The 26,631-nt window shown below is 44.1% G+C and carries 28 protein-coding genes; 16 read left to right on the top strand and 12 right to left on the bottom strand.

Annotation, left to right across the window (positions count from 1 at the left end; translation table 11 throughout):
- Positions 1–42 precede the first annotated feature (42 nt).
- The gene (locus tag R7040_RS14950) at positions 43–1,326 is read left to right on the top strand and encodes a peptidoglycan DD-metalloendopeptidase family protein (RefSeq protein ID WP_025768471.1); all 1,284 of its coding nucleotides are present in this window, start codon (positions 43–45) and stop codon (positions 1,324–1,326) included.
- A 106-nt stretch (positions 1,327–1,432) separates the two neighbouring features.
- On the opposite strand, the gene R7040_RS14945 is transcribed toward R7040_RS14950, so the two are convergent.
- Together R7040_RS14945 and R7040_RS14940 are read right to left on the bottom strand one after the other, a co-directional pair.
- Entirely contained in the window at positions 1,433–3,253 is a 1,821-nt protein-coding gene (locus R7040_RS14945; protein ID WP_054577108.1) for a putative bifunctional diguanylate cyclase/phosphodiesterase, read from the bottom strand.
- 183 nt (positions 3,254–3,436) lie between these two features.
- Positions 3,437–4,324 (bottom strand): LysR family transcriptional regulator, encoded by an 888-nt coding sequence (locus R7040_RS14940; RefSeq protein ID WP_017635852.1) that lies wholly within the window; start codon positions 4,322–4,324, stop codon positions 3,437–3,439.
- Positions 4,325–4,429: 105 nt separating this feature from the next.
- Here R7040_RS14940 and R7040_RS14935 point away from each other — a divergent pair, with 105 nt between their 5' ends.
- The 3 genes from R7040_RS14935 (at position 4,430) to R7040_RS14925 (ending at position 6,415) form a co-directional block, all read left to right on the top strand.
- Positions 4,430–5,623, top strand: a complete 1,194-nt coding sequence (locus R7040_RS14935; RefSeq protein ID WP_064354587.1) for a multidrug effflux MFS transporter — start codon at positions 4,430–4,432, stop codon at positions 5,621–5,623.
- A 176-nt stretch (positions 5,624–5,799) separates the two neighbouring features.
- On the top strand, positions 5,800–6,147 hold the full coding sequence (locus tag R7040_RS14930; protein ID WP_005391198.1) for a hypothetical protein: 348 nt from the start codon (positions 5,800–5,802) through the stop codon (positions 6,145–6,147).
- A gap of 133 nt (positions 6,148–6,280) precedes the next feature.
- Positions 6,281–6,415 carry a hypothetical protein gene (locus tag R7040_RS14925; RefSeq protein ID WP_017635854.1) on the top strand — a complete coding sequence of 45 codons (135 nt, stop codon included), beginning with the start codon at positions 6,281–6,283 and terminating at the stop codon, positions 6,413–6,415.
- A gap of 127 nt (positions 6,416–6,542) precedes the next feature.
- On the opposite strand, the gene R7040_RS14920 is transcribed toward R7040_RS14925, so the two are convergent.
- The 3 genes from R7040_RS14920 to R7040_RS14910 all read right to left on the bottom strand — a co-directional run bounded on the left by R7040_RS14920 (position 6,543) and on the right by R7040_RS14910 (position 9,494).
- A complete protein-coding gene (locus R7040_RS14920) occupies positions 6,543–7,157 on the bottom strand; it encodes a glutaredoxin domain-containing protein (protein ID WP_064354589.1) in 615 nt (204 codons plus the stop codon).
- A 43-nt stretch (positions 7,158–7,200) separates the two neighbouring features.
- Positions 7,201–8,058, bottom strand: coding sequence for a DMT family transporter (locus R7040_RS14915; protein ID WP_005375542.1), 858 nt, complete (start codon positions 8,056–8,058; stop codon positions 7,201–7,203).
- Between the two features lie 464 nt (positions 8,059–8,522).
- Entirely contained in the window at positions 8,523–9,494 is a 972-nt protein-coding gene (locus tag R7040_RS14910; protein ID WP_005375535.1) for a porin, read from the bottom strand.
- 609 nt (positions 9,495–10,103) lie between these two features.
- Between R7040_RS14910 and R7040_RS14905 the strand changes: the two genes are divergently transcribed.
- Complete coding sequence (locus R7040_RS14905; protein WP_064354590.1) at positions 10,104–11,162, top strand: porin; 1,059 nt, start codon at positions 10,104–10,106, stop codon at positions 11,160–11,162.
- Positions 11,163–11,383: 221 nt separating this feature from the next.
- A complete protein-coding gene (locus R7040_RS14900) occupies positions 11,384–11,998 on the top strand; it encodes a fumarylacetoacetate hydrolase family protein (RefSeq protein WP_017635857.1) in 615 nt (204 codons plus the stop codon).
- On the opposite strand, the gene R7040_RS14895 is transcribed toward R7040_RS14900, so the two are convergent.
- The 3 genes from R7040_RS14895 to R7040_RS14885 all read right to left on the bottom strand — a co-directional run bounded on the left by R7040_RS14895 (position 11,995) and on the right by R7040_RS14885 (position 13,923).
- Entirely contained in the window at positions 11,995–12,306 is a 312-nt protein-coding gene (locus tag R7040_RS14895) for an AzlD domain-containing protein (RefSeq protein WP_005385193.1), read from the bottom strand. The genes R7040_RS14900 and R7040_RS14895 overlap by 4 nt on opposite strands.
- Complete coding sequence (locus R7040_RS14890; protein WP_064354591.1) at positions 12,306–13,016, bottom strand: AzlC family ABC transporter permease; 711 nt, start codon at positions 13,014–13,016, stop codon at positions 12,306–12,308. The genes R7040_RS14895 and R7040_RS14890 overlap by 1 nt, the downstream gene beginning before the upstream one ends.
- 79 nt (positions 13,017–13,095) lie before the next feature.
- Positions 13,096–13,923 (bottom strand): AraC family transcriptional regulator, encoded by an 828-nt coding sequence (locus tag R7040_RS14885; protein WP_005385198.1) that lies wholly within the window; start codon positions 13,921–13,923, stop codon positions 13,096–13,098.
- Positions 13,924–14,152: 229 nt separating this feature from the next.
- On the opposite strand from R7040_RS14885, the gene R7040_RS14880 reads away from it, so the two are divergent.
- Both R7040_RS14880 and R7040_RS14875 read left to right on the top strand, forming a co-directional pair.
- The gene (locus R7040_RS14880) at positions 14,153–14,785 is read left to right on the top strand and encodes a LysE family translocator (protein ID WP_005375522.1); all 633 of its coding nucleotides are present in this window, start codon (positions 14,153–14,155) and stop codon (positions 14,783–14,785) included.
- Between the two features lie 79 nt (positions 14,786–14,864).
- Positions 14,865–15,287, top strand: a complete 423-nt coding sequence (locus R7040_RS14875; RefSeq protein ID WP_005375519.1) for a GNAT family N-acetyltransferase — start codon at positions 14,865–14,867, stop codon at positions 15,285–15,287.
- 98 nt (positions 15,288–15,385) lie between these two features.
- Here R7040_RS14875 and R7040_RS14870 read toward each other — a convergent pair whose 3' ends face one another.
- The gene (locus R7040_RS14870; RefSeq protein WP_025768465.1) at positions 15,386–17,080 is read right to left on the bottom strand and encodes a phospho-sugar mutase; all 1,695 of its coding nucleotides are present in this window, start codon (positions 17,078–17,080) and stop codon (positions 15,386–15,388) included.
- 330 nt (positions 17,081–17,410) lie between these two features.
- Here R7040_RS14870 and coxB point away from each other — a divergent pair, with 330 nt between their 5' ends.
- From coxB to R7040_RS14850, 4 genes are read left to right on the top strand one after another with little or no spacing between them, the layout of a single operon-like run.
- On the top strand, positions 17,411–18,574 hold the full coding sequence (coxB, locus tag R7040_RS14865) for a cytochrome c oxidase subunit II (RefSeq protein WP_005385208.1): 1,164 nt from the start codon (positions 17,411–17,413) through the stop codon (positions 18,572–18,574).
- A complete protein-coding gene (ctaD, locus tag R7040_RS14860) occupies positions 18,571–20,202 on the top strand; it encodes a cytochrome c oxidase subunit I (protein WP_064354592.1) in 1,632 nt (543 codons plus the stop codon). The genes coxB and ctaD overlap by 4 nt, the downstream gene beginning before the upstream one ends.
- A 20-nt stretch (positions 20,203–20,222) precedes the next feature.
- Complete coding sequence (locus R7040_RS14855) at positions 20,223–20,762, top strand: cytochrome c oxidase assembly protein (RefSeq protein WP_005385211.1); 540 nt, start codon at positions 20,223–20,225, stop codon at positions 20,760–20,762.
- 51 nt (positions 20,763–20,813) lie between these two features.
- Positions 20,814–21,698: a cytochrome c oxidase subunit 3 gene (locus R7040_RS14850; RefSeq protein ID WP_005385214.1), complete on the top strand. Its 885-nt coding sequence runs from the start codon at positions 20,814–20,816 to the stop codon at positions 21,696–21,698.
- 24 nt (positions 21,699–21,722) lie between these two features.
- On the opposite strand, the gene R7040_RS14845 is transcribed toward R7040_RS14850, so the two are convergent.
- The gene (locus R7040_RS14845) at positions 21,723–21,959 is read right to left on the bottom strand and encodes a DUF2909 domain-containing protein (protein WP_005375504.1); all 237 of its coding nucleotides are present in this window, start codon (positions 21,957–21,959) and stop codon (positions 21,723–21,725) included.
- Here R7040_RS14845 and R7040_RS14840 point away from each other — a divergent pair.
- The 4 genes from R7040_RS14840 to cyoE are packed head-to-tail and all read left to right on the top strand — an operon-like array spanning position 21,958 to position 25,198.
- Positions 21,958–22,749, top strand: coding sequence for an SURF1 family protein (locus R7040_RS14840; protein WP_182039332.1), 792 nt, complete (start codon positions 21,958–21,960; stop codon positions 22,747–22,749). The genes R7040_RS14845 and R7040_RS14840 overlap by 2 nt on opposite strands.
- Complete coding sequence (locus R7040_RS14835) at positions 22,739–23,275, top strand: cytochrome oxidase biogenesis cluster protein (RefSeq protein ID WP_206958940.1); 537 nt, start codon at positions 22,739–22,741, stop codon at positions 23,273–23,275. The genes R7040_RS14840 and R7040_RS14835 overlap by 11 nt, the downstream gene beginning before the upstream one ends.
- Positions 23,276–23,286: 11 nt before the next feature.
- The gene (locus R7040_RS14830; RefSeq protein ID WP_017635865.1) at positions 23,287–24,306 is read left to right on the top strand and encodes a COX15/CtaA family protein; all 1,020 of its coding nucleotides are present in this window, start codon (positions 23,287–23,289) and stop codon (positions 24,304–24,306) included.
- Positions 24,299–25,198 (top strand): heme o synthase, encoded by a 900-nt coding sequence (gene cyoE, locus R7040_RS14825; RefSeq protein ID WP_318081381.1) that lies wholly within the window; start codon positions 24,299–24,301, stop codon positions 25,196–25,198. The genes R7040_RS14830 and cyoE overlap by 8 nt, the downstream gene beginning before the upstream one ends.
- A gap of 82 nt (positions 25,199–25,280) precedes the next feature.
- Here the strand turns inward: cyoE and R7040_RS14820 are convergent, their stop codons facing one another.
- Complete coding sequence (locus R7040_RS14820; RefSeq protein WP_005375638.1) at positions 25,281–25,754, bottom strand: FKBP-type peptidyl-prolyl cis-trans isomerase; 474 nt, start codon at positions 25,752–25,754, stop codon at positions 25,281–25,283.
- Between the two features lie 13 nt (positions 25,755–25,767).
- Positions 25,768–26,400, bottom strand: coding sequence for a thiol:disulfide interchange protein DsbA/DsbL (locus R7040_RS14815; protein ID WP_042521488.1), 633 nt, complete (start codon positions 26,398–26,400; stop codon positions 25,768–25,770).
- Positions 26,401–26,631: the final 231 nt, after the last annotated feature.

Here is a 26,631-nt window from a genome sequence, read left to right as displayed (position 1 = left end):
GCATAAGCTATGAGCCTTGTTTGAAAGGAGATAGTAATTCCCGTGTCTACAAATGAAATTACAAGACGGTTGCCGAATCTGACAAGTCGTAGAGCGCTGCTGTTATACTCCTTGCCAGTTTTAGTTGCGATTGGTGTTTCTCACTCTCTCAAAGAGTCATCTTTAACCAAAACCATCGCATTGAACCTACCTGAATCTCAGGTCGTTGAAAAAATTCTTGATGCGACAACTGCCGAAGTTGTCACTCCCCCGAACTTCGAATATCAAATCCAAGCAGGTGACAACCTAAGCACTATTTTTAGTCAGCTCGGTTTCGGTTACAGCTCGTTAATGAAAGTAATGGAAACGGATTTGAACTACTTGGCACTTGATACACTTAAGCCGGGCAATACGCTCCGTTTCTGGCGTGATGATGCGACAGGCGAGTTAGCGAAAATGGAACTGCAATTTTCTATTGCAGATAAAGTGGTCTACAAGCTGAATAGTGATGGTAGCTATGACTTTACTGATATTTCCATTCCTGGCGTGTGGAGCCAAGAGCCTTTAGTTGGCGTTATTCAAGGCAGTTTTTCTTCTTCTGCGAGTCGTTTAGGTTTAACGTCGGCGGAAGTGAGTCAAGTCGTAAGCTTACTCAAAGAACAACTTAACTTTGGACGTGATCTTCGTGCAGGTGATCGATTTGAAGTTGTTCGTCGCTCACAAAGCATCAATGGTGTACCAACAGGTAAGAACGAAATTGAGGCGATTAAGATTTATAATCGCGGCCGCGAGATCACCGCTTACCTTCATACTGATGGTCAATTCTACAATGCCAAAGGTGAAAGCTTACAGCGCGCATTCCAGCGTTACCCTGTAAGTAGCCGTTGGCGTATCAGTTCTGGCTTCAACCCTAATCGTTTACATCCAGTAACGGGGCGTGTTGCGCCGCACAACGGCACTGACTTTGCTGTACCGACCGGTACACCAGTCGTTTCTACTGGTGATGGTACAGTGATCATGACTCGTAAACACCCCTATGCGGGTAACTACGTGGTTGTTGAGCACGGCAGCAAATACAAAACCCGTTACTTACACCTAAGTAAGATTTTGGTGAAGAAAGGGCAAAAGGTTTCTCGAGGCCAGCGTATCGGTCTCTCTGGTAAAACAGGTCGAGTGACTGGGCCACACCTTCACTATGAGTTGATTGAATACGGCCGTCCAGTTAACGCTATGCGAGCAAATATCCCAATGGCGAGTTCTGTTCCTAAGAAAGAGATGGCTACTTTTGTCGCGAACAGAGATGAAATGGATAGACTATTACGCGATAAAGAGAAAGCAGTGCTGTAATAAAGTACTTCGCTTAAAAAACAAAAAGAGACTAAGCATAGCTTGGTCTCTTTTACTTTGTGCATTAACTAGATTTGAATTCTATGACAGCAGTCTGTTCAGTACGTTAGGCACTCCGCACTTCACGTTCATTTATCAGGTGTACGATTTCTTCAACACTGTGTGGACGAGAGTAAAAATAACCTTGGATGTAGTGGCAGCCCATTTCAATTAACTTTTGTAGTGCTCTATCGTCTTCTACGCCTTCGGCAATCAAATCCACATCAAGCAGCTCTGCCAATTGCGCTATCAAAAACACTACTTGTTCAGAGGTTGTATTTGAGAGCATGTTCTGCACAAAGGTAGCATCGATTTTGATGCTATCAATCGGATAATTGTGTATATAGTTCAAGCTTGAGTATCCCGTACCAAAATCATCCAGTGCGACTTTAAAACCCAAGTATCGCAACGAGTTAAGTACCATCTGTTCACGGCCACTTTGTGAGAGTAAGACGGTCTCGGTGAGCTCTATAACAAAGTCTTTTGCTTCGTGCTGATACTTTTCAACCATGTTGGTTAAGTGATTAATATAACGGTTGGAATCAACCAGCTCATACGCTGAGCAATTGATGGAGAGTTTGACTTTATAGCCTAGGTTCGCTTCGAGTTCTTGCTTTGCGATACACGCGAGTTCAATAATCCGTTCACCTAACTCGATAATCAGGCCTGATTGTTCGGCAGCTTCAATGAACTCTGCTGGAGAGATATTTCCATAGATATTGCTATTCCAACGAGTCAAAATTTCAAAGTAATTCCAGCGGTCGCTCGCGATATCGACGATCGGTTGAACCACTACATACAACTCATCGCTGTCTTGTATATCAGTACTTAGCTGGATTCGCATTGCCTCAATAAGCTGCGTCCTACGGTGGTATAAAGCACTAAGGTGTGTGTCGTAATGCTGAATCCGTGTATCGCGGTGTTTTTTACAATCTTTGAGAGCGAGACTGGCATTCAAAATCAGCTCATCGCTGTTCAACATATGTACTGGGGCACGCGCAATCCCAATACTAACGGTGAAAGAAATCCGGTTAGATTTGTCGCTGTAGCCGCTTTCAATTTTGTCGAGTACTTCCTGACACACGGCGACAGGATCTTCGTCGTACGTGATGAAGGCGAATTCATCTCCTGCAACACGGAACGCATTGTTTGGCGACGACAAGCTCTGTTGAATGGCGTTAGCTGTGAACTTAATGATTTGGTCGCCGATATAGTTTCCGTTGATATCATTGATCGATTTGAAATTATCGATATCAAGATACGCCAAACTGAATGGGCGAGTCGCCTGCTGCGTTAATGTCTCCAAGGTATCAGCTAAACAGCTACGGTTGAGCAGTCCAGTTAGGTTATCATGCGATACCTCATAGCTAAGCTGATTAAGAAGCTTATCTGAACGTTCACTGACCCACTTTTCACGTAAGCTATGAATAATGACATTGGCATAAAATCGGTGGAAGTCGAGGATATCTTGCGCTTCTTTCGCGTGGATGCTTCGGGTAAAGGTAGACAGTAAAATTCCCAGAACTTCGCCATTTTGTGTCTTCAATGGCAGGCCAATGTATGCTTGAATGCCATCTTCTTGAAACATCTTATCTTCAGGAAAACGCTTGTATACCTGGTCTTGATAGAAAATATGTTCGCCAATGTCTTTCGCCACTTTTTCACAGGGGGTGCCTGAAAGGTGGTAGCTTAGGTTGTCTGTAATTTTTCCATTGCTGGCGAAGGAAATGGTATGAGCCGAATGCTGAAGATGCGCAACTTCTACAACGCAAGTGCAATGGCTCTGCAAGTGTTGATGAATATCTAACGTGACTCGGTTTAGCTGAGCCGTGCCGTTTAGCTTCAATATCTCATCAATTTTGTGGAAACTGATTTGTACCTGACCCATCGAGCATTTCACCTAGCGTTGTTATTAACATATCGTGTAAGACACGACGAATTATTATTTGATATGCATCAAATAAACTATCGGTTACTAAGGCAGATTTTTCAAATTTTGTGAACGAACAAATCATTATTTTCATGTTTTTATGCTTGAACCTTTTAAAGGTATAGCGATAAAAACGCTAAGCTAGGCGCGCTTCTCCTCTTCTAATCGTGATTTGAGATAATCGAGGAATAGCTTAGTCCGGGTATGCTGATAATCCAGCTTTGGATAGTAGGCATATACAGTGGCTTTATCCGCTGTGATATCGGGCAGGATAGGGACTAACGCGCCGGATTTGAGATCATCTTTGATCATGACGTTGTTCGTCATCAAAATACCCATGCCTCTTTTGGCACCATGAAACAGCGCTTCTGGGTTGGTCGTGGCAAAGTTACCGGACAAGCTGATACGCTTACCTCGATTTGTTTTGATTTCTCGTGAGGGTTTTTCTCCCCAAATCAGGACATTATGCTCTGTCAGATCCTCAACGCATTGCGGTGTTCCATATTTTTTTAGGTAACTAGGCGCAGCGTAAAACTGGGCTTTATGTTCGAAAAGCGCAGTGGCTTTGAAACTCAGAGAGTTCAGTTGCTCTAATTCCCGGCTAATAAACAGGTCTAAGCTTAGCTCTGGCAATTGGCCTGGTAGCGTTGTTGTTAATTGAAGTGTGATGTCTGGATATTTTTCAAGAAAATCATCGAGATAATGAACTAGAAACTTGGAACCAACGGCCAGTGTCGCGCCAATTTTTAATAGCCCCGCTGGTGATTGGTTGACTGAGCGAGTTTCATCTAATACCGATTGCCATGAATCAAGCTGACTTTTTGCTCGTTGATAAAACAGCGCACCAGCTTCAGTTTGGCTAATTGAGCGGGTCGTACGTTTGAGTAGTTGAACGCCAATTTTATCTTCTAGCCATTGAACTCGCTTACTGATAGCTGAGCTGGTGGTATTGAGTTTCCGCGCTGCTGCATTAAAGCTACCTTCTTCGACCACACGAATATAACTCTTCACGCTTTGAATCCAGTCCATTGTATCTCCTTGGGAATTAATTCCTTTCCAACTTAGCTGATTATCATCTTTGAGTATCAAATATACACTGTTTGCCATCAATCTGTCACAAAGTAGGAGGAACGTTTGCGTAAAACACCATTGTTATTAGCGATGATGATCATTGCCACAGGCCAAGTTGGCGTTAGTATTTATCTTCCTTCTTTGCCGTTGATTGGTCATGACTTGAATTTGCCGCAACATTCGATTCAGAATCTCGTCACGCTATTTCTCGTTGGCTTCGGTATCTCTCAGCTTTTTTACGGCCCATTGTCTGATGCGATTGGTCGTCGGCCGGTGTTTATTTTGGGGCAAAGTGTATATCTAGTTGGTACGGTTATTTGCATCGCGTTTTCGGACAACATTGTTGCCCTTGAAGCGGGACGGTTACTGCAAGGCCTAGGAGCGGGCAGCGCTTCGGTACTTGGTCGGTCAGTACTGCGTGATAGTTATGACGGTATGCAATTAACCAAAGCGCTATCTTATATTTCAGTCACTGCTTCAGTGATGCCAATTATTGCTCCGCTGTTTGGTGGCTGGATTGCTTTTCACCTGAGTTGGCATGCTGTCTTCGTGTTTGTGCTGATTTACTTAATGGCAATTTTTACACTTGGTTTATTGGTGCTGCCAGAAACGCTGCCTTATCCGAAGAGAAAATTTAAAGTAGGCGAAGTAAGCGCGAACTATTTGCGTCTGTTAACGAATACACAAGTGATTGGTAGTGCGAGTTACAACTGGCTTAGTTATTTATCGGCTCTGGTTACTCTCTCCTTGTATCCATTTTTAATGCAACAAGAGTTAGGATTAACGGCGGCAGATTACGGCTCTTTGATGATCATACCATCAGTTGGTTTGCTGACGGGTAGCTTAGTGCTGAATTTGATCAATGCTCGTTACAAAGCTCAGCAAATCTTGCTGATGAGTTTCGCGATTGTTTCTGTTGCTGGCGTCATGTTGCTGGTTACCCCCTTCAGTGTATTTTCATTGCTAACGGCATTCACGTGTTTAAGTTTTGCCCAAGGCATGTCATTCCCAGTATCGATCAGTTTGCTACTTTCGCCACATAAGCAACAGGCAGGCGCGGTTTCTGCGTTATCTGGTTCTATTCAAATGTGTTTAGCAGGTTTGTTTGGTGGGTACTTAGTAGACTCATGGGTTACGAATCAGCAGCAGCTTGGGGTGTTTTATTTGTTTATTGCGTTACTTTCTTGCTTTGTTCTTGTACTAAGCCAATTTCGTAAAGTGCCAGAAGGGACGGTTCAAGCAGAAACTTCCATCTGAATATACTTGCAACCAGAAGGTCGGCTTTCTAAAATGCGCAGCTAAATTAAGTCTGGCCTGTTGTGTATACTGAATAACTTGGTTTGAAAGGAAGAGGGCGAACCTTGATACTTCTCTCAAGCTTGGAATACATTTCTGCCCAATGGCTATCCGATCTCTAATCGTTAGGTGAAAGAATGCAACAAAACGAATTTGAAACACTGGTAAAAGAAATTACTCAGCAAGAAAGCATGCCAAAGGCGCTCGAAGTCTTGAAGGCGTGTGAGGAAGAAGAAGTTGCACAAGCGGCGCAATCCCTAACGGGTCAGTTTGGCCTTGCAGAAGTTGATGGTGAGAAACGTATTTACCATATTACCACTCAAGAAGACGAGTCCGGAGAAGAGCAAGAATACGTAGAGCACGTCATGAATGAAGGCGATCACTTGATCAAGTTTGCAGCGTGGTTCTTTGAAACATTCTTTGAAATCAAACAGAAAGATACGTACGTCGCGGCGGGTAAAACATACCAACAACCGAAGCGATAGACGTTCATTTCAAAAAATCCACGAAAACCAAACTGAAAGTTAATTACAAAATAAATGTGACTGGAGTCTTGTTTTTATCTATTTGTGGTGTAAAATTACTACATAGTTAAGTCAATACATTCAGGAGAAGGTCATGGGTAACGAACTTGGTGGTGCTTATATTGGCCAGATGATTGCAAAAGACGCGATGCACAAAGCGCTTTACGGTAAAGCGAAGAAGAAAAAAGCTTCTGTTTTTGCTCGTGTTATTAAAAAACTGGCGAAATAATTTAAAAAGCCCTGATTGAAAAATCAGGGCTTTTTGCTTTTCTCTGTTTTGTTGTTAGTAAGTAGCCAACATATTGCACAACATTGGCAAAACGCTACTCAAAGACTGATGACATTTAAATCTAGAATTACGCGGATTGGCTTGGTATCTCCACAACATTGTTAGGCACTTTATCTAGCCCCTTTGCTGATAACCACTTTTCTAAATCGTCAGCGCCTCCAATATATTTTCCATCTAACCAAATTTGCGGCACTGTTACCGGTGTTTTTTCGCCAATGATGGCTTTTACTTCAGGAATCATGCGATATAAGGCGGCGCTGTCTTTAACTACATCATGGTACTCATACTGAACGCCAGCCTCGTCAAGTAATTGTTTGGCTTTGACACAGTAAGGGCAAGTTGCTTTACCATAAACAATGTTGCCTTTTAGCTCATCGCGTTTTACCCACTCAGCAATAACAGACTGTACAAGCACACCCCGATTCAATGCTTCTCCTTGGCTGATAACTTTCCCTTCGACAAGAAGAATGGGTGCATGCCAAGCACCAGCTTTTAATGGTTCCCACCAGTGCGATAACCAATCTTTTACTTCAAGTTCAACGGGCACATTGGCTAGTTCGTTTTCAAAAGTATCCTTTAAAATATCTTTGGTTAATGTACATTCACCACAAGGAATATTGACTTTGAATGGGCCCCAACTACCAGCCCAGCGATACAGTGTAATTTTGATTGGTTGACTCATATGGGTTCCTCATTTCCTTTCCTGAAAATATAGAACTTTTAAATTAGATTTTTCTTTCAACTAACTTTGTCTTTTTCGCTTCCCAATGCGTAATAAACGCAATAGATGCAATAATAATCGCAGCACCTAACCATAAACGACCAGGTGGCACCCAACCAAACACCAACCAACCAGCAACAACATTCAAAGGCAGTTTGGCGTGATCAAATGGTTGCACAAATGAGGCGTCTGCTACTGCATATGCTTTAACGATAGCCCATTGAGCGAGTGCTGTAAGTGCACCTGCGGCTAAAAGCACACCCCATATCGTCCACGTATCTGGCATAGTAAACGTCGGTATCGCTAACAAGATATTAAATGGTGTTATCAGCAGCAATAAATAGACAACCATGGTTGATGGCGGATCGTTTACCGACATTTTTTTAACCATTAATGAATACGCTGCCCAGAAAAATGCGGCGCCAACAGGGAGCAGGGTCGCCCATGTAAATGAGTCTGCCCAAGGCTCAAGAATGATCATGGCACCAACAAACCCCGTCAATGTAGCGAGCCAGCGTGCAGTACCTACTTTTTCTTTGAGTAACAAGCCAGAACCAACTGTGGCAAATAACGGGGAGGTCATGAGAAGTGCAATACCTTGCCAAATTGGAACTGGGTAAGCGAGAGCCCATAACCAAAGTTGAATCCCGATAACAGAGAGAAAAATGCGGAATGCATGCCAGCCAAAGTGTTGGGTTCTTAAAGAACGTCTAATCCCAAGTGTACGTAGGTAGGGCAGAATAACAAATAAGGCGATTGCATATTGGAATAACGCAAATGTGGTGGAGGAGACACCAAAGTTGATGCTAGCAATTTGGGCGAAGCTGTTCACTATGGCGAATGCCAAGCCAGCTGTTAGCATCCAGGACGCACCTTGAACAGGATGATGATTCAATTGAAAAATTCCAGTTTGATAGAGGTGGCGGGATCATACGTCCTATTGTTTTTCGCGCCAATAAAAAAATGCCTCCCAGAGGGAGGCGACATTACCAATTCAAAGGACGTGCCTGTTATAACAGGTACAAAGAACGAGAAGCACAAACGCTGCCATGCATTTGCATAAATAATATTGCAGAACACGTGCCAACTTTTATATGTTTGATTTTAAATGGTTTTTTTGTTTTTCTATGTTGTCGATTAGATGAAATGCACTAACTTAGTGATCAATCGCATTAAAAGAGGGCAGAAGTAGGCGTCGTTACGCTCGTTTTTCATTGCTGAGCGATGCTTGGATAGTGTGAAAACTTATCGAGTTGTGTTGGGTTACATAAAAAATGGCCAGCAAAGGTGCTGGCCAAGTGGACTCGCTCTTAGGACAAGAGTGAACTAGAAATCGTAACGTACGCCTAGGCGCAGTGTATCTTCGCCTTCTGTTACTAGACCTGTTGTTGCATCTTTTGCTTCATCAAGTTGGTTGATGTAGTAAGACAGGTAAGTACGGAAGTTGCTGTTTAGTTTGTAGTAACCAACAAGCTCGATACCTTCAACGGTGTCGTACTTTGAACCGTTGTCTGGATCATTCTCTTGAGCTGTGTATAGAGCTGCAAGTGTCACTTTGCTTGCTACTTTGTAGCTTGCGACTAGCTCGTAAGCCGTAAAGTCTTCAGAGTCAGTCAGGGAACCTTGAGAATAAGTACCTGCTAGGTAAAGGTTGTCCATCGAGTAAGCGATACCACCTAGAATTTGATCTTCAGAGTTATCTTTATCTACATCGCCACCAGAGTATGCAAGACCAAAGTCGAGGCCCATTGGTAGTGAGTACATTCCAGAGATGCCGTATTTATCTTCGTTATCGCTAGAGTTTGCTTGGTAGGTTGCTTGAAGTTGTAGTGCATCAAACGCACCACGGTATGCGAAAACGCTGTCTTGCTTATCAGACGACGAATCAATAACTTGCTGAACACCAGAGAATTCTGTGATATCCGTCATGTCAGAGATGATGACTGCAGCCATGTCTTGACGACCTACAGAGAAAGCACCGATATCAGAGTCGACGCCTGCATACATGTAGCGGTTTTTGAATTCACTCTTGCCCGTTTTTTGTTCGGCTTCGTAAACACCGAAAGCAGAAAGGCCGTTGCCGATGTCTGTTTTACCTTTTAGGTTAAGACGAGCACGGCTTTTATCTTCCATGGAACCTTCAACTTCAGCACCGTCTGAACCGATGAAGTCACCACGAAACTCAACGCGGCCGCCAACTTTTAATTCAGTACCGTCGTTTTTGTATACAGTTGCTGCGAATGATGGTGCTGATACCAATGCTGTAAGAATTGCAGTAGTTAGTGCTGCCTTTTTCATTTTCTTATTACCCTAGTTGTAATCGATGGGCTTTCTTGCCCGATGTGTTGATGACGCTAAGGTAAAGGCTGAAAATGAAAGATAGATTTCTGTTAAGTTATGATTTGATTGCACTTTTATTGCTGGAAAGAATAAGTTCCCCTTCTCATACCACTTATAAAAAGAAAGGTTTATCTTTTTTGAGGTTTTTTCCTCTCCGTTAAAGACTGTGTTTTTTTCAAAAAGTTCCTGAATTGCTTCTTGACCCTAAATGTAAGTAAACATTTCAATTTGGCAGGGAAGTTTGGCCTAAAAATAGCGAATCATCAGCTATTTGTGAGCTAACTCTCTCTAAAGCATTTCTTATTGTAAGGTTTTTATTTCTCGATTTCTTGAAGGCTAAGTAAACGATTGCTTTTTAGGTTTTGTCTGAGATCTTTTCACTCGGTTGTCAGGAACTAATCAAATAAAGTGTCGGCAGTTGTTACACAAAGGTAAAACTAATCTGGTGGAAACGATGCCTCGGATAGCCTTTGTATTCCTCTCTTTGTTCATCATTTCGTTTTTACGAAAGTGAACCAAAGCCGGGTCTAAAACTGACTAACCAACTAATAAGTAATGGATTTAGAAATGAATAAAAAATTATTAGCAGCGGCAATCGCGGCAGCAACCTTCGGTACTCAAGCAGTTGCAGTGGAACTATATAATAACGATGGCACAACATTTTCGATGGGCGGCCACGTTTCTGTTAATTTAAATGGATCAGAGCAAGGTGACACGGATGTGGGTACTAACTCTCCTCGTATCAATATCTCTGCGACACAGGATTTGGGTAATGGCTTCACCGCAGACGCACGTGGTGAATGGGCGCTAAACTACTTAGACGGTGGTGAAGAGTCGTTTAAAACGCGTCTAGGTTACTTAGGTGTAACGCATGAGGTTTATGGTCGTGCAGTAGGTGGTACGCAATGGTCACCTTACTACGATGTCGCAGGTATTGCAGATATGCCAATCGCGTTTGCCAACGACTTCATCTATGACGATCATGGAAACCTTGGCACTGGCCGTGCGGATAAAATGCTTTCTTACCGTAATGCCATCGAGCTGGGTGAAGCGGGTGTGATCAACTTTGGTCTTGGTTGGCAGGGTGCAAACGATGATTACACGCGCAACGATGCTGGAGTTATAACTGGCGGTGCTAAATACGATGACCGTGTGCAAGCTGCGCTTTCTTACTCAATCATGGGCGCTAAAATCGGTTACTCTTACAATGGCGGCGATTTCCAGCACCCTGCATATGCAGGTAAGCACACGGCGGAATCACACGTTGTATCAGCATCTTACGGTGCGTACGGCCAAGGCCTATTCCTTGCTGCAGTTTATGGTTCAAACGAAAACATGAACTTCAGTGCAAAAGGTGACCGTTTAGAAGAAAGTGATGCGTACGAGGCGATCATCGCATACGCTCTGGCGAACAGCCTAAACTTGAGTGTTAACTATGAAATGGTGGAAGGTAAAGAGTTTAAGAACTCTAAAACAGAAACTGCTCGTGAAGAAATGGCACTACAAGCAGAATACAACTTCACGCCTAAATTTGTTGGTTACGCGGGTTACCAGTTTGACCTAAATGACGACAATGGTCGTGAAACTGATGACAAATGGGCGTTAGGTGCTCGTTACTACCTATAATAGGGTTTAGCGAGAACTATTATTCAAGCTCATTGATCTAAAGCCAGCCTCGTGCTGGCTTTTTTGTCTATTTGTTTTACAAATACTTTGCTGTTTCAATTAGATGATACAAAATTCAAAACGGGGTGAATGTCTTATTTTTTACACTAGAGGTTGCTATTTAGTGTCGTTAAGTCAATAGGTTAGATTATGATGGGATTTTTGTTTTGCAGGGAAGAATGATGAGTGTTATTCAAGTTGAAGAAAAGAAAGTAGAAGTGGGTAAAGTGCTTTGTGTTGGACGAAATTACGTTGAACACATTCATGAGCTTAATAATGCAATGCCTGAGCAAATGGTTGTATTTAATAAACCCGCAACCTCCGTATCAACAACTCTGCGTTCATTCCATCAAGAGCCCCTTCATTATGAGGCTGAAATCTGCTTTTTGATCAAGGATGGACGTTATTCAGCGGTTGGTTTGGGATTGGATCTGACCAAGCGTGGTTTGCAATCCTCGCTTAAAAATCAGGGGTTGCCGTGGGAGCGTGCTAAGGCATTTGATGGCTCCGCTGTGTTTAGTCGGTTTGTCTCTTTGGATAACATTGATATCAATGATCTAAACCTTGAGCTCTTAATCAACTGTGTTCGTGTACAAAAAGGTCACGTTAACCAAATGCTCTATCCGCCGCTAACTATCCTGGATGAATTAACCAGTTACACAACACTTCAAGATGGCGATGTAGTGATGACTGGTACACCAAAGGGCGTTGGTGAGGTACATGAAGGTGACATCTTCCTTGGTCGATTAAAGTGTGGCGATGTCACCTTGTTGGAGATTGAGTGGTTGGCGGATTAAAGCCAAATTCGTAGAACGAGAAATACCACCATACTGATAACCGTCGTTAAAAGAACATTTTTAGTAAAATACGCGATTAAAGCAGCCAGTACGGCAGCCAGTAAAAATGGGTTTTGCACATTGACGCTGAGCTCCCCATCGGGAATGAAAACGATCGGTGCCCAGATCGCAGTCAGTACTGCGGGGCTAGCGTAATTGAGTACTTTTTGAGTGCGCGTCCCTAATCGCAATGGTAGCTTGGGTTCTAAAAACAAGTAGCGGCTGGTGAAAACAAGTACCGTCATCAGCAAAATAGCCAACATGATCATTAGCGTTTCTCCTTTACTTGTTCCACAAAGTAACCAGTAAGCATGGCTAAAATGCTCGAAATCATCAAACTTCCCTCAATTTGATAATAGGTTAGGGCAACTGAGCTCACCAAAGCCACAATAACACTCGCGAGCACCGCTGCATTTTTAATGGTGGGTACTACTATCGCGATAAAAGTAGCGGCTACAGCAAATTCCAAACCCATTTCGTTCAGTTCAGGGATTAGACTTCCCGCAATAATGCCCGTCAATGTCGCGACATTCCAAAACAGGTAAAAACTCAGACCAGCCCCAAGTGCATACCAGCGATTAAATTGTTTATCGGAATGGTGGCCTACAATCGCAAACAGCTCGTCAGTAAGTAAGAAGCCGAGTGATAATCGCCATTTTAGAGGGAGCGGTGCAATTTTACTGCGCATCGATACACTGTAGAGGAAGTGTCGAGAGGTGATAAAAAACGTTGTCAGTAACATGGTCACTAGACCTGCTCCCGTTTTAATCATTCCCATCGCGACGAGCTGTGCAGAACCTGCGAACAAAATGGCGGATAGTGCTTGTCCTTCCAAAGGGTGAAGCCCAGTATCAATTGCGAATGAGCCTGCGAGTAAGCCCCAAGGGAGCACTGCGATACTCAGAGGCATCATCGCAAGTGTACCTTGCCAAAATAGCGTGGCTTTTGATTCTTTTTTTAACGGCAAAGTGTGGTCCATAGTTTCTTCTTATTTATTCCTAAATCAGATTACCAAGATAGCTCGGTAGTCGCATAACGCCTTGTACAATATTGCTGCTTTAGCTGTGACGGACGTATTGGCCGGGAGTGACGCCCATGGCTTTTTTAAAGTGTCGATGCAGATGGCTTTGATCATGGAAGCCGCATTCTTGTGCCACGTCTGAAATTTTTTGTCCCATTTTTAGTAGCTTCTTCGCCATACGTAAACGTTGCTGAATTTGATAGGCATGAGGCGGAAAGCCAAATTGCTTTTGAAACTCTCTCAGCAGATGAAAAGGGCTTAATCCAGACAGTTTGGCGAGTTCTTCTAGTGAGACGTCCGTTTGTGGAAAGTCTTCCAAAAATTCTCTGACGAGCTGCACTTGTCGCTGAGCTCTGGTTGACTCTTTCAGTGGTGCCCGATGAGTGCTGTGTTTACTGGCTAGCTTGATCAACGTGCCGTAAACCAAAGTTTCTCTCAATAAACGGTTGTCTGATTTTTCTAGTGTTTCAAATACCAATCGTAACTGACTAGCCAGCTCAGGATCGTAAACCACAGGTTGAGGGAAATAGGGCAGAGCTACATTTGGTGAACCAAGCTCTTGTCCTAAAGTTTGAAACTGCTGAGGTACAGGGTACATTGCTTTGTATTCCCAACCGCCTTCCGAGGCTGAATGCCCGTTGTGTACTTCATCTGCATTAACAAGGATGATGCTGTCCTGTGGCGCGATATGATTCCCGCCCGTCCTAAAAAATTGTTGTGCCCCTTTTTCGATGACACCAATAGTGTAACCTTCGTGGCTATGGCGTGAAAAATTCTGCTTCTCATACTTTGCATCGAGAAGTTCTAAACCGCCGAGCTCTTGAGCTATCTTGAAGGTAGCGATTTCCTTATTCTTTTCTTTCATCTTTATCCGGTCTGCTCAAGAAAATCATTTTAGAAGTGTAACGGATCCATCGTGCTTATTTTTGTACAAAATTGCTATTCGATTTTGATAAACAGGCGAATTGATTGCTACTTTTCAACTGGGCAAACTATGATTTTTATTTTTTGACTTATCTTGGCTATTTTGGGCTGGATGATGTTATTTTGTTGGTATAACATTCGCCGCCTTGTTGTAGAAAAGCGGTTCCATCATGATTGATTTATCTGTACTTCCTGTTTATCTCACCGCAGTAGTGGCTTTGTTGCTGTTACCAGGGCCCGATATGTTGCTGATAGCGAGCTCTAGTATGAGTTACGGTAAGAAGGTCGGTCTTTTTGCTAGCTTAGGCAATGCGACGTCTGGTGTTATTCTTACTTTGCTTGCTGCGATGGGCGTATCTACCCTGATTGCCATGAGCCCAATAGCCCTTAAAGTCCTTCATCTATTAGGTGGCGCTTACTTGTTAAAAATGGGTTGGGACTGCTTACGAGCTGAGGCATCTTCGGCTCCAGAGCTTGATGGTCAAAACAAAATGGCATCAACTTATTATCAGCGTGCTTTGATGAGTAATTTGCTTAACCCTAAAGCCTTGGTCTTTTTTGTGATGTTTTTGCCGCAGTTTGTCTCAAGCAATATCACTGCATCTTCCGGTGAGCAGATGCTAGCGCTAGGGTTATTGTTGAACGTTCTTGGCTTGTCATTCAATTTATTACTTGTTGGGTTAGCAGGCACATTGGGCAAAGGGCTGCTCGAGAACGAAAAATTCCGCACGTATCAACATAAACTAATGGGGTTAGTGTTTGTTATTCTGGCGTTGTGGATGCTGAGTAGTTTCGCCTTGTAAAGTTATCATATTCCATTAGAAAGCCAGCAATTGCTGGCTTTTTGTTTTAGGATATTGGTGTTTCCTAAGGAGAGGATATATGAAGCTTGAATTTTGTTTAAATCCAGATCAAACAGACCTTGATTTTGTTCGTGAAGGTATTCGATCTTATAACCGACTGCATTTACCTGAAGGGGAAGTGCATGCTGTAGGCTGTTTCGCAAAAGATGAGAATGGCAAGATCATGGGTGGCTTGACTGGCGAAATGTTTAAAAATACGGTGTTTGTTGAGTTTTTGTGGGTAGACGCTGAAAGTCGAACCTCTGGTCTCGGTAGTCAATTAATGTCGATGCTAGAACAAAAAGTAAAGCCTCATGGGGTTACCCATGTTTATTTGGATACCTACAGCTTTCAAGCTCTTGAGTTCTATCTCAAATTGGGTTTTGAGAAAGTGGGGCAGTACTCAGGCTATCCTGCAGAGGGCATCCACAAGTACTTTCTACAAAAGGAAATTGTAGGCTAGGGAAAGCACGGGTTAGCTTGACTTGTTCTAGTGAAAATCAAAAAAGAGGCGCGAATTTGCGCCTCTTGTTGTATCAAATATCTATGTTTCTCTTTGACTTACAAACTTTGCTGGTGCGCGTCGATAAGTTCGTTCATCTTCGCTTCTGCTGCTTGCTGTGCTTGTTCATAGCTCATATCCGCAGGGAAGAGGTTGATGACTTCGTAGTAACATTTTAGTTTTGGCTCAGTACCAGAAGGACGAACAATCACGCGAGATTGATCTTCTAGGTGATAAATCAATACGTCACTTGCTGGTAAGTCAATGGATTCTTCAGAGCCGTCGTCAAACATGCGAACCGATGTTTTTAGATCTTCGGTTACTGCAACTTTTTTACCAGCAATCTCTGTTGGTGGATTGGCTCGGAGTTTGTCGCCGATTGGTGGAGAGTTCGGGTCGAGAGCGATGCTGCGTTGTGCGTTGAAGTAGAAACCGTGCTCGCGGTACAGCTCTTCCAGTTTATCCCACAGTGTTTTGCCTTGCGCTTTAAGCTTGCCTGTTAGCTGTGAAAACGCGACGATTGCAGATAAACCATCTTTATCCCACACCTTGTTACCCACGGTATAACCGAGCGCTTCCTCATAAGCAAACAAGAATGGGTTGGTTTCTGTCTCTTGTTCCATGGCAACGTTAGTAAGCCATTTAAAGCCAGTTAATGTTTGATAGTATTGTGCGCCATGCGCCTTAGCGATGCTGCTCAGCATTCTTGAGGATACGATGGTGTTGCCAACCAAAGCGTTAGGTTGCTGTTCCAGCAAGTAATCGCCAAACAGTGAGCCCACCTGATCACCTGTTAGCATTTGATACTCGCCATCTGGGCGTTTAACTGCCACGGCAAAACGGTCCGCATCTGGATCGTTCGCGCAAGCGATATCGGCATCTACGGACTTACCTAATGCCATCACCATATCCATTGCACCGGCTTCTTCAGGGTTTGGGAAGTTGACGGTTGGGAAGCTTCCATCAGGTTCGCGCTGTTCCTTAACACTTGCCACTTTTTGGAAGCCTGCGTCGGCAAGTAGCGTTTCCGCCATATTCGCGCCAACGCCATGCATTGCGGTGTAAGCAATAGATATATCGGTATTGTTGTCAGGAGTAAGCAGCGCGTTTTCGTTCATTGTCTTACGGTAAGTTTGGTAGTAGTCGTCTTCCAACCAAACTAACAAACCGTGCTGTTTTGCATCATCGAGAGACATTAAAGGTAATGGCTTCGTTGTTGCGTCATCAATTTTCGCTGCGATTCCAGAGTCGTGTGGAGGAATAATCTGTGCGCCATTCTCCCAATATACTTTAAAGCCATTGTATTCTGGTGGATTGTGACTGGCAGTAACAACAACAGCGGCCGCCGCATTCAATGTACGGACACCAAACGCGACAATTGGGGTTGCTGCAACGTCATACGTTAGGTAAACCTTGATACCAAGGGCCGTCAGTACGGATGCGGTATCATGCGCGAATTGTTTTGAATCGGGACGACCGTCGTAGCCAATAACGACACCACGACTCGCGGCATCTTTGACTTGCTCAAGCAAATAGTTCCCTAAACCAGTGGCGGTCTCTTGAATCACCAAGCGGTTCATTCGGTTTGGACCTGCGCCCACTTTGCCACGTAAGCCTGCAGTACCAAAGGCAAGGCGTGAGCCAAAGCGATCAGTAAGTTCTTGTTCATTGTTCGTATCGACGAGGTGTTGTAGCTCTTCACGAGTCTTAGGATCAGGGTCTCGTTCTAGCCATTGCGTAATTAGTGCTGTCATATCAGTCATTCCTTAGTAGGGGGAGCCTACTTTCTTGGACACTTCGTTTGGTAAGTATCTCAATGTTTTCTTTTAAATCAATGTAAATGGTTCTCAATTACATTTCAAAGAGGGCAATCGATAAACCGAATTAATTTTTCTTATCCGAACAAAATTTAATCATATTTAATTTCTTGAAGAACCTTGGAACTATAACTAGCCTTTTAACATAAATATAACAAACCGTGTCGAAATCGTAGTTTTTGTGATTTTTCGTAAAGTTGTTCGACATTTGCATCGGGACGCAAGGAAGCTCGCGTAGGCGTAGCGGCTGAGCAGAGGAGAGATCTTTTGAAAAGATTAACGACTACTCTAGCCTTATCACTGAATGTGATTTTAATCACATTTTCCTCTTTTGGTTGGTCAAAGGAAAATGACTACAACATGACAAAAGGGGTCACAGAGATAAGTGGGCAAGTGTATGAATTACATATGCTGATTTTCTATATCTGCTGTGTAATTGCTTTGATTGTTTTTGGTGTGATGTTCTATTCCATCTTCCGTCATCGCAAGTCAAAAGGAGCAGTTGCAGCACATTTCCATGAAAGCACAAAAGTGGAAATTATTTGGACGGTCATACCCATCATCATTCTTGTCGCTATGGCGATTCCCGCAACAAAAACTCTAGTAGCAATGGAAGACACAAGCCAATCGGATATCACGGTCAAGATCACAGGCTCGCAATGGAAATGGCATTACAGCTATTTTGGTGAAGATGTTGAGTTCTTCAGTTTGCTTGCCACCAGCCAAAAACAAATTGATGGAATCGAAGCTAAAGGCGCGCATTACTTACTGGAAGTAGACAACCCTTTGGTGTTGCCTGTGAATCGCAAAGTGCGTTTTTTGATGACTTCTGATGATGTCATTCACTCTTGGTGGGTACCAGACTTTGCCGTCAAGAAAGACACCATTCCAGGTTTTATCAATGAAGCATGGACAAGAATTGATGAGCCAGGCGTATATCGCGGTCAGTGTGCGGAGCTATGTGGTCGTGCACACGGATTTATGCCAGTGGTGGTGCATGCAATGGAAGAAGAAAAGTTCGATGAATGGCTAGCGAGTAAGAAGGAAGAACTCGCGCTTCAAAAAGCGGCGGCACAAGAAGCGCTCTCTCAAGACTTATCTATGGACGAATTGATGTCGCAAGGCGAATCGATATACACGGCGCGTTGCGCTGTGTGTCATCAGGCAAATGGTGAGGGGATTCCGGGTGCATTTCCCGCGATTAAAGGCAGTCCTATTGCAACCGGAGATGTTACAGAGCACATAGATATTATTGTCAACGGTCGCCCGGGCACCGCAATGCAGGCTTTTTCTAATCAGTTAAGTGACAAAGAAATTGGCGCGGTTATCACATATCAACGAAATGCATGGGGCAACGATACTGGCGATACAGTGCAAGCATCCGATGTGAATGCCTTTAAGGCACAAGGCAGTGCTAAGGAGGAAATATGAGTAAGCCAATAGATAAGGCAGTGAAGTCTGCGCCAGCAGAAGCCAGTGCGAACAGTACCATTGCGATCGATGATGGTCACGAGCATCATGCACCCCAGGGCATCACTCGTTGGTTGTATTCTACAAGCCATAAAGACATAGGCACCCTCTACCTTTGGTTTAGCTTTGCGATGTTTCTAACAGGTGGTGCGATGGCAATGATCATTCGTGCCGAACTGTTCCAGCCAGGGCTACAGCTAGTCGATCCGCAGTTTTTTAATCAAATGACCACGGTACACGGTTTAGTGATGGTATTTGGTGCGGTGATGCCAGCATTTACGGGTCTTGCTAACTGGATGATCCCGATGATGATCGGCGCTCCTGATATGGCGCTGCCGCGCATGAACAACTTGAGCTTTTGGATCTTACCTTTTGCATTTCTTATTTTGTTTAGCTCGTTGTTTTTACCTGGCGGCGGTCCTGATTTTGGTTGGACGTTTTATGCTCCGCTGTCCACGACTTATGGACCAGATAGCACTGCGCTGTTTGTATTCTCTGTGCATATCATGGGTATCAGCTCCATTATGGGCGCGATCAACGTTATCGTGACGATCGTAAATATGCGAGCTCCGGGAATGACTTGGTTCAAGTTACCAATGTTTGTTTGGACTTGGTTAATTACCGCTTTCTTGTTGATCGCGGTTATGCCGGTACTAGCGGGTGCAGTGACCATGGTTCTTACTGACAAATATTTCGGGACTAGCTTCTTTGACGCAGCTGGTGGTGGTGACCCGGTAATGTTCCAACACATCTTTTGGTTCTTTGGTCACCCAGAAGTGTACATCATGATTTTACCGTCGTTTGGAATCATTTCCGCCATTCTGCCTGCTTTCAGTGGTAAGAAGCTGTTTGGTTATCATTCGATGGTTTACGCGACGTGCAGCATTGCATTGTTATCTTTCCTTGTGTGGGCGCACCACATGTTTACCACGGGGATGCCAGTTTTTGCTGAGCTCTTCTTCATGTATTGCACTATGCTGATTGCGGTACCAACGGGGGTTAAAGTCTTTAACTGGGTTGCCACCATGTGGCGTGGAGCTCTGACATTTGAAACGCCAATGTTGTTTGCCATTGCCTTTATTGTGCTTTTTACTATTGGCGGCTTCTCGGGACTGATGTTGGCGATTGTACCGGCGGATTTCCAATATCATGACACTTACTTCGTGGTTGCCCATTTCCATTATGTGTTGGTATCTGGTGCGGTATTCTCGATCATGGCAGCGGCATACTACTGGCTACCTAAGTGGACGGGCAATATGTACGACCACAAGCTGAGTTTATGGCATTTCTGGTGCTCAATTATTTCCGTCAATGTCCTGTTTTTCCCAATGCACTTCCTAGGCTTAGCGGGCATGCCAAGACGCATACCGGATTACGCCATTCAGTTTGCTGATGTTAATCAAATAGTATCAATTGGTGGGTTTGCATTCGGGTTGTCACAACTGATCTTCTTATGGTTGGTGATCAAGTGTATTCGTGGCGGGGAAAAGGCCTCTGCAAAACCGTGGGAACGTGCGGAAGGCTTAGAGTGGACAGTGCCAAGCCCTGCGCCGCATCATACGTTTACTACACCGCCTAAGATTGACTAGCAAAGAGTGGGGTGAGTGACATGAAACCGAATCCATCAAACAAGAAGCTCACAGTGAAGTTGCTTTTGGCGACCCTGTTAATGTTTGGCTTCGGCTATGCACTGGTCCCACTTTATGACGTGATGTGCGACGCACTGGGAATCAATGGAAAGACAAGTGAAGTAGCCGCCATTCAACCGACAGGTATGCAACCGGACATGAGCCGAACTGTTCGCGTGGAGTTTATGGCTCATGTCAGCCCAGATATGCCTTGGGAGTTTAGACCCAAAGTGATTTCGATGGATGTTCACCCAGGTGAAGTCGTACAAACCGAATACCTTGCATTTAATGAAAGCGGGCAGAAGTTGGTGGGGCAAGCCGTTCCTTCTGTTTCTCCCGGGACTGGAGCTGCTTACTTCAATAAGATTGAGTGTTTTTGCTTTAACCAGCAGCCTCTGGATGGTAAACAGCAAGCTCAAATGCCGTTGATTTTTTATATCGAACCGGACTTGCCGGAGTCTATACACACGTTAACGCTGTCTTACACACTCTATAAACTTCCCCCTCCTACAGGCTCTTAGCCACTCAGGGAGAGAGATACAGACCAAGGTTGGTCAGTAAGGAGAGAAATTATGAGTAACAAGCCAGGAACATATTATGTTCCCGCTCAAAGTAGCTGGCCGATCATCGGTGCATTTGCTCTGTTTTTGGTTGCTGTTGGCGCAGGCATGACCGTCCAGGGGACACAAAGTGACGGTGCAGTGGGAACCATTGGTGGCATTGTGCTAGCGGTGGGCTTCTTGTTCTTGCTTTACATGTTGGCTGGTTGGTTTAGTAATGTGATTACTGAATCACTGAGTGGAAAATACAGCTCGCAAATTACTCGTTCTTTTCGCCAAGGAATGAGCTGGTTTATCTTTTCTGAAGTGATGTTTTTTGGTGCCTTTTTTGGTGCCTTGTTCTACGCCAGAATGATTTCTGTGCCTTGGTTAGGTGGGGCAGATAATAACTTCATGACTAACGAAGTCCTGTGGCCAACCTTCGAAGCGATGTGGCCACTCACCCTGACGCCGGGAGGAGAAACAACACAAGCTATGCCGTGGCAGGGCATACCCCTTACCAACACTATCTTGCTGCTATTGTCGTCTATTACGCTACATATGGCGCATATAAGCCTTGAACAAGACAAAAGAACGGCACTGATTGTTTGGTTAGAGATAACCATCGTACTTGCTGGCTTTTTCCTATATTACCAAGCGGTTGAGTATGTTCATGCTTATCAAGACATAGGGCTCACGTTGCAGTCCGGTATTTACGGTAACACGTTCTTCATGTTGACGGGATTCCACGGTTTACACGTTTGTCTTGGGACTATCTTCTTAATCGTGCTGCTGTTCAGAATCGCTAAAGATCACTTTTCGCCAAAGAACCATTTTGCCTTTCAAGCGGGCAGCTGGTATTGGCATTTCGTGGATGTGGTTTGGTTATGTCTGTTTGTGTTTGTTTACGTACTTTAGGCGCAGTGTGAACTCTTGGTTCGACTAATAAGGGCGAGGGTTTGGTGCTAGCCAACCCGAGCTGAGCGCAATAAGCAAAAGGACGACCACCAAAGCGGAGAACATGACTCGACGGCCTAAGTAATGACTCATGGGTTTGTCTCTTTTTTCAGGATTATCTGGGTCTTCACGAACCATTTCGATAAGCGCTTTTGCGAGGTTGAAGATAATGAAAAGCAGCAAAAGGACAAGCGTCAGTTTGAATAGAAATACGGTGGACATGGCACCTCCGGTTTCATCATTGTTGTTATCAAGACAATTATGGCTATCGAAACGGTTTTGGGTTGCAGTTGGTTTAACTGTGGTTGTGTTTTCTCTTTTGGTCAAACTGGGTTTTTGGCAGTTTGAGAGAGGGCAAGAAAAACAAGCATTGGAACAAGCCATTCTCGCGCGTGCGGATAGTGCGTACCAAGCACTAAGCGTCGTTCTTGAAGACAACGACTGGCGAGAGGAAAGTATCCTCGGGAAAAAAGTGGAAGTTAATGTTGTTCCTCAGGCGTTTCCCGTAATTTTGTTAGACAACCAAACGCATCAAGGCAGTGTGGGATATTTAGCATTTCAGATTGTATTGACGATCGATGAGCCTAGTGCCTATGCGTTATTGGAGCTTGGTTTTGTCGAGGGAAGAGCAGAACGCTCAGTGTTACCAACGGTCACCAAACTCGATAATTCGACTTTCATCACAGGACGCCTGTACCGAAAATCTACTAATCCACTGAGTTCAGAGTTAATGCCGGAAGTTGGCGATGTTATTCGCGTGCAAAACCTAAACATCGCGCAATTGAATCAGCTACTGAATATTGAACTTATGCCCGCAGTCTTGCAGCCAGACAATTTAACTCGTTGGCCCTATGACTTTCCTTGGAATCCATTGCCACTCAATAGTGCCAAACATTTTGGCTATTCGATTCAATGGTTTTCGATGGCAGGTGTTTTCTTAATACTGACTTTAATTGTTTTTGTTCGTTGGCAAAAAAAGTTGCGTCACATGGAGGTGAAGCATGACATCTAAAGTAACCAAAGGACGACTAATGTTGATTGCGCTGGTTTGTACGTTCGCGCTTCCCGCTGTCATTGCAAAAGTCATTCTCACACAAGGGTGGTATCAAAGCGGAGTGACCAATAGAGGCGAGTTAGTCGAACCATACACGACGTTAGAGCAGCTTGGTCAAGAGTCACCTCTCAAAGACCATGGTTGGCAACTCGCTTATGTATTGCCTAACGAATGCACTGAACAGTGTAAACAGCAGCTTTACCTGCTTCAGCAAAGCCATGTTGCTTTAGGTAAGTATCAAGAGCGAGTAGTGCCAGTCGTTTGGCAGACTGAGCATTCAGAACCCATGGAAGTATCGATTTTAGCGATGCAAATGAATGAATTGGTTACCGCTAAAGTGAAACCTGGGCAAATATTGATCGTTGATCCTCTTGGGCAACTGGTGATGTCTTACTCGCCGAAACCAAATGAGGACTTAGTCCTATTGAATAAAGGTATGTTGGCGGACTTACGCAAGCTCTTAAAACTGTCACGAGTCGGTTAGAGGAAGTGCATATGAAATTAATTCAGTTGGTTAGATTCAGTTTGCTGCTAACTCTCGTGGTGATCATGTTAGGGGCATATACTCGCCTTTCAGATGCAGGGTTAGGTTGCCCGGACTGGCCTGGTTGTTATGGGCACTTTTCTGTACCGCATCAAGAAGAAGACGTCATACGTGCTAACCTGAACTTCCCCGAGCGGGCAGTAGAGCATGAGAAAGCATGGCTTGAGATGATTCATCGCTATTTTGCGGGAACGTTAGGTTTAGTCATTTTTGCGATGGCAGCGATATCAGTAAGGTCTGAGCGTGTAAATTCAACCATTCCGATGTTGCTAAGCGTATTGGTGATTGGGCAGGCACTTTTGGGAATGTGGACAGTTACTCTTAAATTAATGCCCGTCATCGTGATGCTTCACTTGCTCGGTGGTTTTGTTTTATTGGCGTTACAGGCGATTTTTTACTGCCAATTAAAAGCGCAAAACAATCTCTATTTCTCTCCATCTTCTAGCTCTCTGAGAGGCTTTTCATTGTTGGTTTTTCTGGTTGTTTTGGTGCAAGTGCTCCTTGGAGGATGGACTTCGTCAAATTATGCTGCGCTGATGTGTACCACACTGCCGATTTGTGAGGGAGACTGGATGAGCCATCTCTCATGGAAAGAAGCGTTTTCTTTCTGGCAAACTGGATTCGAGAATTATGAATTTGGTGTCTTGGAGTATCCGGCAAGAATGACTATACACGTCACTCATCGTATAGGCGCTATTGTTACCGCCACCGTGGTATTGGCTTATAGTATTGGGCTTATGAGGCAAGATTCTCATCATTCACAGAGAATTGGAGGGTGGTTGTTATTCACTCTGGTGTGCCAAATTATGCTGGGTGTAAGCAACGTAGTATTTCAACTTCCTATCTATGTCGCGGTGGCGCACAACCTTGGTGCCGCTGTTATGTTGAGTCTCGTTTGTGTTAGCCAGTTTTACTTGTGGCAGGGTAAAACGGCTTGGAATTACACCGCGAAAGGAGTTCGCTATGAGTAAAGAAATCGCGCTGTCGTTAAATGGGCGAAAGCGACTAAGTTCCGTTTATTTGAAGTTAACGAAACCTAAAGTGGTGGCGTTAATGTTGGTGACGGCAGTAGTAGGTATGAGCTTAGCCCCGGTTGATGATTTCCCCTGGTTGCAGGCGGTAGTTGGCCTAACGGGGATTGGTCTGATGGCAGGGTCTGCGGCAGCGTTTAATCATCTAATTGACCGCCGAATTGATGCGAGAATGGCACGTACACACAAACGACCATTGCCATCGGGTGAGACTAAACCATCATCGGTGATAGCCTTCGCTACAGTTTCAGGTGTCTTAGGGTTTGTACTTCTCTATGCGATAGTCAACCCGCTGACGGCATGGTTGACTTTGATGAGTTTGCTCGGCTATGCGATGGTATACACAATGTACCTCAAACGTGCTACGCCCCAAAATATCGTCATTGCAGGGATTGCCGGTGCGATGCCGCCTCTTCTCGGTTGGACTGCTGTAACAGGGCAATTACATGCGAATGCCTGGCTGCTCGTAATGATCATTTTTATCTGGACGCCACCACATTTTTGGGCTCTGGCTATTCATCGTGTCGAGGATTACCGCAAGGTAGATATTCCCATGCTGCCAGTGACACACGGCATTGAGTACACCAAAACTTCTATTCTGTTGTATACGGTGCTATTGACTTTGGTTTGTGTCCTACCGGTTTTGGTTGGTATGGTCGGCGTGGTGTATCTTTTTGCCTCGCTACTCCTCAATGCTGGCTTTATGTACCATGCATGGAAGCTAAAATATGCACCAGAGCCAAATACCGCGATGGAGACGTTTAAATTCTCTATCTATCATCTTTTGGCGTTGTTCATTGCATTGCTTTCGGATCACTATATTGGTTTTTAACCTTTCTTAAAACAGAAAACGCCGCGTGGTTCGCGGCGTTTTTGGTTTTGATACTTTGGCTTTAAGACAAAGCTTTCTAGATTTATTGAATTTCTAGCAGTTCAACATCAAAGATCAAAACACTTGCTGGTGGAATTGGGCCAGAGCCACTCTTACCATAGCCAAGCGTGCTTGGTACGAAAAGGCGGATTTTCTCACCTTCTACCATGTATTGTAGACCTTCTTGCCAGCCTTTAATGACTTGGTTAAGACCAAATGAAATCGGCTCACCACGATTAACAGAGCTATCGAATACCGTGCCATCAATCAAGGTGCCGTGGTAGTGTACTTTTACTTTACTTGTTGCCGTTGGGTGAACCTCACCTTCGCCTTTTTCAAGAACCATGTATTGAAGGCCACTTTCTGTTGTGATGACGCCTTCTTTTTTCGCATTTTCTAGTAAGAATGCTTGGCCTTTGGCAAAGTTTTCATCTGCTACTTTATGGTTTGTCCAAGTACGGTAAATGAAAAAGCCCGCCAAAATAAAAATAATAAGAGGAAACAAAAATTTAGACACGTAATCTCCTTGTCTATTTAGGTTGTTTTAGCAAAAAGTTGATGGTTTCTGCCATGGCTTCAACGCTGTCATGACCACCAGTAATTACTTGATATTTTCCGTTTACGATAAAGGCTGGAACGGAGTTAATTTGGCCTCGCGTGGTGATCGCTTCTGCCTTAGTGATGTACTCAAACAGCGCTTTTTGCTGTGCTTCATCTAAATGGTAAGGGCTGATAAGGTTGCGAGACTCAAAGGCTTTCTCAACAGCGATTTGGCGTTCCTCAGCCGTTGCATCGGCACCCATTTGCACAGCAGTAAAAAGATCTGCCATAAACGCTTTATCTGGTGTTGATTCAAGCTGCATTACGGCAGTATAAAAGATGATGGCGCTCACTTGTGCACTTTCATTGAACGTTACATGCATTTTTTCAACGCTTTGATCGGTCAATGATTCAATTTGAGGGACAAACTCTTCCATTGAGCGGCAGTGGCCACAAGTTAAAGAGAATGCTTCAGTCAGGGGAGCTAAATCATATTCTTCAAGGGATACTGGCAAAACTTCGTATTGTTTGCCTTGCTGAGGCTGACTCTTGCCGCTATCGCATGCCGACAAAGCCATTACGGCAACAACAACAGCAAAGCCTTTCGATATGGTTTTTAACATAGTAGTGCTCTAAATGAGAAATTTGCGTTAGTTTATCGGTTAACGATAGTGACTAAAACCATTAAATAACAATAAAGTGAGACCATTGGTAACAGACTTAGCCTGACGTATGGGCTGTAAGGGTAGGGTATTTTAGTGTTGCTTTTTATTTGAGAGATGATTTGGCATTGACTCCAGTGGCATGAACGCTGCATAGACAAACCAATCGGTGGACAAAAGCGCTAAAGATTC

Source organism: Vibrio sp. 1069, from assembly GCF_033340555.1.
Note: the sequence above shows the minus strand (reverse complement) of the source record. Positions and strands in the feature narration are given on the sequence as shown.

Bases quoted from the DNA above. Each gene is read 5' to 3' on its own strand.
- R7040_RS14945 (WP_054577108.1), bottom strand. From the start codon at position 3,253: ATGGGTCAGGTACAAATCAGTTTCCACAAAATTGATGAGATATTGAAG.
- R7040_RS14940 (WP_017635852.1), bottom strand. From the start codon at position 4,324: ATGGACTGGATTCAAAGCGTGAAGAGTTATATTCGTGTGGTCGAAGAA.
- R7040_RS14930 (WP_005391198.1), top strand. From the start codon at position 5,800: ATGCAACAAAACGAATTTGAAACACTGGTAAAAGAAATTACTCAGCAA.
- R7040_RS14925 (WP_017635854.1), top strand. From the start codon at position 6,281: ATGGGTAACGAACTTGGTGGTGCTTATATTGGCCAGATGATTGCAAAA.
- R7040_RS14920 (WP_064354589.1), bottom strand. From the start codon at position 7,157: ATGAGTCAACCAATCAAAATTACACTGTATCGCTGGGCTGGTAGTTGG.
- R7040_RS14915 (WP_005375542.1), bottom strand. From the start codon at position 8,058: ATGCTAACAGCTGGCTTGGCATTCGCCATAGTGAACAGCTTCGCCCAA.
- R7040_RS14910 (WP_005375535.1), bottom strand. From the start codon at position 9,494: ATGAAAAAGGCAGCACTAACTACTGCAATTCTTACAGCATTGGTATCA.
- R7040_RS14905 (WP_064354590.1), top strand. From the start codon at position 10,104: ATGAATAAAAAATTATTAGCAGCGGCAATCGCGGCAGCAACCTTCGGT.
- R7040_RS14900 (WP_017635857.1), top strand. From the start codon at position 11,384: ATGAGTGTTATTCAAGTTGAAGAAAAGAAAGTAGAAGTGGGTAAAGTG.
- R7040_RS14895 (WP_005385193.1), bottom strand. From the start codon at position 12,306: ATGATCATGTTGGCTATTTTGCTGATGACGGTACTTGTTTTCACCAGC.
- R7040_RS14890 (WP_064354591.1), bottom strand. From the start codon at position 13,016: ATGGACCACACTTTGCCGTTAAAAAAAGAATCAAAAGCCACGCTATTT.
- R7040_RS14885 (WP_005385198.1), bottom strand. From the start codon at position 13,923: ATGAAAGAAAAGAATAAGGAAATCGCTACCTTCAAGATAGCTCAAGAG.
- R7040_RS14880 (WP_005375522.1), top strand. From the start codon at position 14,153: ATGATTGATTTATCTGTACTTCCTGTTTATCTCACCGCAGTAGTGGCT.
- R7040_RS14875 (WP_005375519.1), top strand. From the start codon at position 14,865: ATGAAGCTTGAATTTTGTTTAAATCCAGATCAAACAGACCTTGATTTT.
- R7040_RS14870 (WP_025768465.1), bottom strand. From the start codon at position 17,080: ATGACAGCACTAATTACGCAATGGCTAGAACGAGACCCTGATCCTAAG.
- ctaD (WP_064354592.1), top strand. From the start codon at position 18,571: ATGAGTAAGCCAATAGATAAGGCAGTGAAGTCTGCGCCAGCAGAAGCC.
- R7040_RS14855 (WP_005385211.1), top strand. From the start codon at position 20,223: ATGAAACCGAATCCATCAAACAAGAAGCTCACAGTGAAGTTGCTTTTG.
- R7040_RS14850 (WP_005385214.1), top strand. From the start codon at position 20,814: ATGAGTAACAAGCCAGGAACATATTATGTTCCCGCTCAAAGTAGCTGG.
- R7040_RS14840 (WP_182039332.1), top strand. From the start codon at position 21,958: ATGGCACCTCCGGTTTCATCATTGTTGTTATCAAGACAATTATGGCTA.
- R7040_RS14845 (WP_005375504.1), bottom strand. From the start codon at position 21,959: ATGTCCACCGTATTTCTATTCAAACTGACGCTTGTCCTTTTGCTGCTT.
- R7040_RS14835 (WP_206958940.1), top strand. From the start codon at position 22,739: ATGACATCTAAAGTAACCAAAGGACGACTAATGTTGATTGCGCTGGTT.
- R7040_RS14830 (WP_017635865.1), top strand. From the start codon at position 23,287: ATGAAATTAATTCAGTTGGTTAGATTCAGTTTGCTGCTAACTCTCGTG.
- cyoE (WP_318081381.1), top strand. From the start codon at position 24,299: ATGAGTAAAGAAATCGCGCTGTCGTTAAATGGGCGAAAGCGACTAAGT.
- R7040_RS14815 (WP_042521488.1), bottom strand. From the start codon at position 26,400: ATGTTAAAAACCATATCGAAAGGCTTTGCTGTTGTTGTTGCCGTAATG.